This window comes from Streptomyces sp. SID11385 (assembly GCF_010548245.1).
Classification (GTDB): Bacteria; Actinomycetota; Actinomycetes; order Streptomycetales; family Streptomycetaceae; genus Streptomyces.
On record NZ_JAAGLR010000969.1, the window covers coordinates 1 to 403 of the forward strand.

The 403-nt window shown below is 78.4% G+C and carries 1 pseudogene; it reads right to left on the reverse strand.

Annotated features, from left to right (window positions below):
- A pseudogene (locus G3I42_RS29295) lies at window positions 1–403 on the reverse strand (LuxR family transcriptional regulator); the annotation flags it as partial.

Genomic DNA, 403 nt, shown 5'->3' on the forward strand with positions numbered 1-403 from the left:
GGGCGGTGCGGCCCTCGTGCTCGGCCTGCCGGTCGCCGTGCGCGGCGGCGACCCTCTCGGCGCGGTCCAGGAGGGCGGCGGCCTCGGCCGTCGCGCCGAGGTGGGCGCGCACGCGCGCCAGCGTCGTGAGGGCGTACGGGAAGCACCAGGCGTCGTAGGGTTCGGCGCCTGTCACGGCCTGCTCGGCCAGGACCCGGGCGGGCTCGGGTTCGCCGAGGAGCAGTCGCAGTTCGGCGAGGTTGCCGCGTTCGAAGGCGGCGGCGGCCGGGTCGCCGGAGTGCTCGGCGAGGGCGAGCGCGCGGGAGCCGGTCTCCAGCGCCTCGTGCAGCCGTCCGGCCCGCCGCGCGTTCTCGCGCAGCGTGGAGAGCACCGAGCCGAGCAGGGTCGGGTCCCCGTACGCCTC